The 7,130-nt window shown below is 34.1% G+C and carries 7 protein-coding genes; all 7 read right to left on the reverse strand.

What is annotated here, in order from left to right; translation table 11 throughout:
* Nucleotides 1–3: 3 nt before the first annotated feature.
* A complete protein-coding gene (lptC, locus tag B2745_RS04085) occupies nucleotides 4–579 on the reverse strand; it encodes an LPS export ABC transporter periplasmic protein LptC (protein ID WP_304064008.1) in 576 nt (191 codons plus the stop codon).
* 2 nt (nucleotides 580–581) lie between these two features.
* On the reverse strand, nucleotides 582–1,874 hold the full coding sequence (locus B2745_RS04090; RefSeq protein WP_304064010.1) for a hypothetical protein: 1,293 nt from the start codon (nucleotides 1,872–1,874) through the stop codon (nucleotides 582–584).
* On the reverse strand, nucleotides 1,867–2,595 hold the full coding sequence (locus B2745_RS04095) for a type III pantothenate kinase (RefSeq protein ID WP_304064012.1): 729 nt from the start codon (nucleotides 2,593–2,595) through the stop codon (nucleotides 1,867–1,869). The genes B2745_RS04090 and B2745_RS04095 overlap by 8 nt, the downstream gene beginning before the upstream one ends.
* On the reverse strand, nucleotides 2,595–3,287 hold the full coding sequence (gene purQ / locus B2745_RS04100) for a phosphoribosylformylglycinamidine synthase subunit PurQ (RefSeq protein WP_304064014.1): 693 nt from the start codon (nucleotides 3,285–3,287) through the stop codon (nucleotides 2,595–2,597). The genes B2745_RS04095 and purQ overlap by 1 nt, the downstream gene beginning before the upstream one ends.
* A gap of 131 nt (nucleotides 3,288–3,418) precedes the next feature.
* Nucleotides 3,419–4,393, reverse strand: a complete 975-nt coding sequence (locus B2745_RS04105) for a DUF6427 family protein (protein WP_304064016.1) — start codon at nucleotides 4,391–4,393, stop codon at nucleotides 3,419–3,421.
* Between the two features lie 31 nt (nucleotides 4,394–4,424).
* Nucleotides 4,425–5,414: a glycosyltransferase family protein gene (locus tag B2745_RS04110; protein ID WP_304064018.1), complete on the reverse strand. Its 990-nt coding sequence runs from the start codon at nucleotides 5,412–5,414 to the stop codon at nucleotides 4,425–4,427.
* A gap of 60 nt (nucleotides 5,415–5,474) precedes the next feature.
* Nucleotides 5,475–6,311, reverse strand: a complete 837-nt coding sequence (locus B2745_RS04115) for a UDP-2,3-diacylglucosamine diphosphatase (protein WP_026905494.1) — start codon at nucleotides 6,309–6,311, stop codon at nucleotides 5,475–5,477.
* Between the last annotated feature and the right edge of the window lie 819 nt (nucleotides 6,312–7,130).

Consider the following 7,130-nt stretch of genomic DNA (forward strand, 5'->3'; position numbering starts at 1 on the left):
TATTTAAGGCTTTGTGGTTGCGGTGCTATCCAAATCGGTATTAAACTGTATGGGGCCGCTACCTTGCTTAATTTCATAATAGCTAAAGTCTTCTAATGCCCAAAAACTAGTACCAGAAATAGTTGCTTGACCGGTATTGATATTTACTACTTGGTTAGAGTAGAATTTCTTAGTATTCTCATCCCAAAACAGCTCTTCTGATTTAAATGTCTCGCCTTTCATATTTTTAGCGACAACATTTTTGCGTAATTCTACTGTTTTTTCATGTTCTCTTCTAATGGCATAATCAGAAGTAACAGTACTTGTAGGCTTAAGATTTTCATCAAAAAAAACAACATCAATACCTTTTGGCATTTCGTAATAAGGTTTTGCTGCTTTAAAATGCAATAAAATAGGCGCTTTTAGTTTGGCTTTTACTTTGGCAGAATCGCTGTAAATAATTTCGGCTCCTTTTGTTGTTTCTACTTGAATGTTTTCATCCAAGTTAATGGATTTGGCTGCGTTTAAATCACTATCACAAGCTGATAAAAAAAAGCCTAACACACCTATAAACAGAAAAGACGAAATTCTGCCTAGCATTTTTAGTCGTATTTATATTTTTGGAACCACCTATCGTTGATGGTAAAACCTAAATTAATGTTATAAAAGTTCTCTTTGATTAGGTTATTATCTAAAGTGCCTCTGCTTCCAATCTCGGCAGATACGTTTATTTTATAAAATGCAGATCTGTTAGATACCAACGGCAAACCTAAACCTACATTAATGCTTTTAACATCTATTTCGGTATTATTAATTTTTACGTAAGATTTATCGTAATTAACACCAAAACGATAGTCCATCAATTTAAGATAATTGGTTACTGCATTGATATTAGGTACTATTACCCCACCAACTGATACACCCCAAGTATTATTGAGATTTGGATTATTACCGTTGATACGATAATTAGACCAGTTAGACATTCTAAAATCGGCACCAATAAGCCATTTGTTTTCTTTCATCAATGAAATACCAAGCGTATGTGAAGCAGGTAAGTTAATTTCGCCCTCACGGTCTAAAACAGAAGAAATGGTATCAATTTTAAACTCATCATCAGTAGCGATATTGGTAATATAAGTGAAAGTACTGGTGGTATTATTGGTATTTAAAGAAGATTTTAATGTGGTATTGTAACCTATGGTTAGGGTTGTTTTTTCATTTATGGCTGCTAAATATTGCAAGCCCAAATCAAGGGTTAAACCTCCTATGCCATTTCTATTTTCTGTTCTGGAATTATAGAAAGTAGCTACATTTTGATATTCTGTAGAACGGGCATCTTTTAAACTGCCAAATAAGTAGGACAAGTTAGCTCCTAAGTTTAAGTTTTTCCCTAATCCAAAACCATAGCCTAAATAAGCTTTTGACAGCCCGCCTTCTCCGTTGTAAAGATAGTTAATATTGATAGTGTCTATAACGCCTGGCGTGGTGTAAGTGTATCCAAAATTGCTATATGGGAGTAAGCCAAAACTTACCGCAGACTTTTTACTTACCGGAACTGCTATAACCAAATGTTTTAGCATAGCATTGAAACTATTGTCTGTAGCTGAACCTTTTTTTAAGGTTTGGATGTTAGAGCCTACGCCAATATCAAAGGTGGTTAATCTTATTTTAGAATAAGATGCCGGGTTGTTTAAATTGATATTGCTGTATCCTCCAAAGTAACTTACTGCGGCTGATAAATTACCCATTCCTTTATTTTGAGGGAGATAAGTTCCTGTTAAGTTACCTAATCCGTATTGCGAATACGGAGAATTTATGGTGGATTGCGCAAGAGCTGTAAAAGTAAAAGTTACCATTATGGTAACGATTAATAAATATTTTTGAGTTTTAATCATGCTGATAGTTAACAACCTTATTTAAACCTATCAAAACCAAATGCGGTTCTGTAAGTATTTGGTGGGCAAAGATGCTATTTTTCAATCTAGTATCAAAAAACGCTGCATCGCCGCCACATAGTATAATTTTAGTTTCAGGATTATGATTTAAATAGTGTTGTATGTATCCTGAAACTTCAAAAATCAATCCGTTTACAACACCACTTTGTAAAGCTTCCTTTGTAGAAGCTCCATAAAAAGCAGTATTATTTTCATCAAATGCTACCAATGGTAACTTTCCAGTAAACTCATGCATGGCTTTAAAGCGCATTTGTAAACCTGGAGAGATGCTTCCTCCTTTATATTCTTTTTGTTTATTGATAAAATCGTAAGTAATGCAAGTACCTGCATCAATTATTAAAATATCTGTACTGTTATATAAATGGCTTGCTCCTATTACTGCTGCTAGCCTATCCAAACCTAATGTCTCTGGTGTTTGATACCTATTTTGGATAGGAATTTTAGTTTGATGGTTAAACTTTAAAACAGGAATGGCCAATTTAAAAGTAAAATCTTGTTTTACCGAAGCATAAATAAGCTTTTTGATAGCATGCTGTTGTACTATCGCTTTCAAATCTTCTTCGTTAAGCTGTGCTACTTTTGTAATAGATACTAATTTGTCATGCTCAAAAACTGCAATTTTTGTAAATGTATTACCAGTATCTATGACTAAGTTAGCCATTAAGCATTTACCATTTTTAAGATAGATTCAAATAAAGGCAAACCGTCTTGATTTCCCAAGATAGCATCAGCGGCTCTTTCTGGATGCGGCATCATGCCAAAAACGTTTCTGCCGGCATTGCAAACGCCTGCTATATTTTCTATTGAACCGTTAGGGTTAGCTTCTTCGGTGATGTTCCCTGATGCATCACAATATCTAAATAGCACTTGGTCATGATCATTTAACCTTTTTAGTTCATCAGCATGAGCGTAAAAATTACCTTCGCCATGTGCTATTGGAATATTTAAAACTTGATTTGGAGCTATTGCTGATGTTACCAAAGAGTTTTGCGTTTGCGCTTTTAGGTAAACATTTTTACAGATGAACTTTCTGTTGGTATTGTGTAGTAAACCACCTGGCAATAAACCTGCTTCTGTTAAAATTTGGAAGCCGTTACAAATACCCATAACATAACCTCCTTTATTGGCAAAAGCAATAACTTCTTGCATGATAGGAGAAAAACGAGCAATGGCACCAGAGCGTAAGTAATCACCGAAAGAGAAACCTCCGGGTAAGGCTATAAAATCTACATTTTGTAAATCGTGGTCTTTATGCCATAAAGGAACTACTTCTTGTCCAAGAATTTTATCGAAAACATAAATTAAATCCTGATCACAGTTTGAACCTGGGAAAACTACTACGCCAACTTTCATTTTTCTTTTGATTATCAGGCTAAAACAGCCTACAGATTTTAAAAATTATTAAGTGAATATACTTGCTAGCAAAACTAACTAAATTTTGATTTTATTTGGCCGACTATCTGTTAAAAAAAGTTAAAGCCCTGTTACACAAACTGGAAATAAACAATAAAACCAATGATACATAAGAAAAGAGGCTCGTAAAACCATTTTTTATTTGCATGCAAAAAATAATAAGCTAGTAAAGTTGAAACAGGTATTACAGCTAAATGAAAATGATTGATGCGATAATCTGGTTTAAGGTAAAAAGTAAAGGTAGCTATGATGAAAACAAAAAACAGGAGTTGGAAGGTTTTTCTTACCTGTACAAAACTCTTGAAAAAATTTTCTCTGAGATGATAAAAGCCTAATAGCAAACCAATAGAAATGGGTAATAATACGATATAATCTTGAAGCTGAATTTTAACAAAAATAGGGAATGCTTCTGTTAAAGGCGTCCAGATGGCATAAAATGCTGCCAGTTTATCGTTCCAATAATAATAAACGCCGAGTAAAAAAATAATGGTGAAATATCCTATCAAAATTGATATCCATTCTCGCCAGTTGAAAGGTCTAAAAATAAGTAGGACTATCCACAGCAATAATATCATCCCTATGAAAGGAAAATAAAAAATGGTTGCTACTGCGGTTGCCAATCCTAGATCAAACATGATGGATACAAAAGCTGTATCTTTAACTGATGACAGTATGCGGTACAATATAAACAATAAAAAAAAATTACAAACTAGCGGCGGAGACAGGAATAAAAAAGGTGTAAAAATGCTAGAAGATACAACATAAACCAATGCTGGTAAAAATGTTGATTTTCCTATAATATTAAAGTTATTTACGATTCTATTAAACCATAGCGCTTGTACAAATACCACTAAGCCTGCAAGCGTGATATTGGTAAATGGTGTCAATAAATTGTCTTGTGATATTAATAAACGGTTGGCTAATTCTGAAAAACCGGTATTGATATTTTCTGGTAATTGAACGTACAAACCTATTCTTAGTATAAAAACCAGAAAAAATAAAACAAACAGGTTAATAAAACTTAAGCTTTTAAATTGCCCTATCATTAGTGCAAATATAATTATTTAGCCCTAAGATTTATTGCCTATAGGTATTCACTACTTTTTCTACTATAGCAGCGGTTTGGTTAGGAAAATCTACATTAATTTTAAAGTCTTCTTTGATCCAGGTATCTAAATAAGAAATAAATTTTTTATTAATGTCATGAACAACAGGTACTCCCATTAACCGAGCTGCTTCTGCATTACATTCCTGTTCAAACTGGTATTTCATGGGTACTAACAAAACTTTTTTACCTAAGTATAAAGCTTCTGCTGGGCCTTCAAAACCGCCTCCGGTAAGTAAACCTTCACAATTTTCTAGACTTTTATTATACTCGGTATTGGTAATGGGCTTTACCCAAACATTAGCGTATTGATAAGGTGTTTTTTGATGCTTACTAAATACATGCCACCTTACTTTTGGAAATAAATGGAGATATTTTACTAGAATTTTATCATCTATAGCGGGAAGATAAACCGTATAATGACCAAAATTTTTAGGGTTTAATGCTCTGATTTCGCTTCTGATAACTGGAGTATAAATGAAATCATCATAGGGTTGAAAATGAAATCCTACATGGTCTGTTGTTGGAGCGTAGTATTTTAAAATCCACTCGGCATATAAACCTTTTTTAGGCGGACGAGGAGTTTTATCAGAAATAAAAGCCGCTTGATGACTTAAAGAAACGCTACGCTTACCTTGTAGTTTACAAGCCCAAGCGGTTAGGGGCTCAAAATCGTTGATGATTAAATCATAATCATTTAAAGGAATACTACGCATATCTTTCCAAAACCTGCGCAAATTCATCACTTGATAAGATTTCCAGTGGTCTACCCCTCCTTTTTTTCCAAATACGAAACTAAAACCATGAAACTTATACTTCACCTCTTGCTGCAAAGTAATATCGGCTTGTGTACCACTAACAAGAATATCTAATGCTCCATATTGCTGCAATAAAGGTATAATTTCTTTTGCCCGGCTGATATGGCCGTTTCCGGTTCCTTGTATAGCGTAGAGGATTTTCATAGATTAGTAGTTGGTATAGCGTAGTGGGTAGTGCGTGTTCATAGATGATAAAAATAAAATTTAAGCTACACTTTGTGTGAATTTTTTAAATAATTCTTTAACATCCATTTTAGATTGGGTATCTTCAAACTCGTCTTCTTCCTTTTCTGTATAAGCGGTACCATCATATTTATAAATATTCCAATTACCGTTACAATATTCTAAGGATGTTAAACTTTCTACCCAATCACCAGAGTTTAAATAAACAACTTCACCTTTCTCATTTTTAATTGTTCGCATTTCGGCATGATGTATATGTCCGCAAACTACGTATTGATAATTTTTCTCGATAGCTAAATCGGCAGCTGTCTCTTCAAACTGATTGATAAATTTTACAGCTTCTTTCACACTGGCCTTTATTTTTTGCGAGAAACTATATTTTTTTCTGCCCATTTTTACCAAGCACCAATTTACAAAGCTGTTGATGAGGATAAGTGTATCATAACCTACAGCTCCTAATTTTGCTAACCATTTAGAGTGCTGCATGGTTACATCAAAAATATCGCCATGAAAAAACCAGGCTTTTGTTCCGTCTACCTCTAAAACTAGTTTATTTAAAAGTTGAAGTCCGCCCATATTAAAATCAGTAAACTTACGCAGCATTTCATCATGATTTCCGGTAAGGTAATAAACAGGGGTGCCATCGGTAACAAATTTTAGAATTTTTCTGATGACTTTGGTGTGTGCTTCAGGGAAATAAGATTTGCTAAACTGCCAAATATCAATAATATCTCCGTTAAGGATTAAAATTTTTGGGTTTACACTTTTTAAGTATTTTAGTAGTTCTTTGGCGTGGCAACCATAAGTACCTAAATGAACATCAGAAATAACCAGAATATCTATATCTCTTTTTGGCATATTTAGTACTTTAATCTTCTTCTTCCTCTATACGCAATTCAAAAGGACTGAAGTAGAAAACAATAATCACCAATAGCACTATCGCAATTAAGAAACCATCATAGCTATGTATCATGAACTGTTGTTTTTTCAAAGTAAGCGTATTAAGATTAACAACAAGTTAAGTGGTGATTAAGTTTAATATTGGGTACAGAGTGGGAAGTTGAAAGTAGAAAGTATAAAGAACCTAAGGAGCGGATATTCGAATAGTAAAAAGTACTGAGTATAAAGTATAAAGACCCTAAAGAGCAGATATTTAAGAGCTGCCTTTAATCATTAAATAACATTCTCCGAAGAACGAGAGACGGCCTATGAAGATTTGGAAGGAAAGACCCATAAATCTTTTGCATAAACTCTCATAAAGCACTATCGGAAAGCAAGCGGAAGAAGTGTTGTAAATGCTTTCAAAAAAGTACAAACTTTACCACGACTCCCGTTTGCTGATAAAAGATTTGTGGAGGATTTACAACAAATATTCATCAGCCTTGATTTTTTGTTCACTTTTTTATCAAGAAAAAAGTGAATAGGGCTGGCCGCCTATGAGGCCGGAGAGCCTTGTGCGAAAATGCCATTACAGCAAAGGAAAAAGCTACTGTCCAGCTAGACTTAGGAAGCCTTGAGCTAATTAGTTCGAAATATCTTTAATGATAATAATTATCCGCCTCAAGAGCCGGCGGGGCCCATTACTTTTGTGAGGGCAAAAGTAATCAAAACCCTTGATCAATCCCACAGGAGCCTTTGTCGCACAAACCCTAACCACACTCAAAAACAATTAGCGCT

Source organism: Pedobacter glucosidilyticus (genome assembly GCF_002483235.1).
GTDB classification, from domain to species: domain Bacteria; phylum Bacteroidota; class Bacteroidia; order Sphingobacteriales; family Sphingobacteriaceae; genus Pseudopedobacter; species Pseudopedobacter glucosidilyticum_B.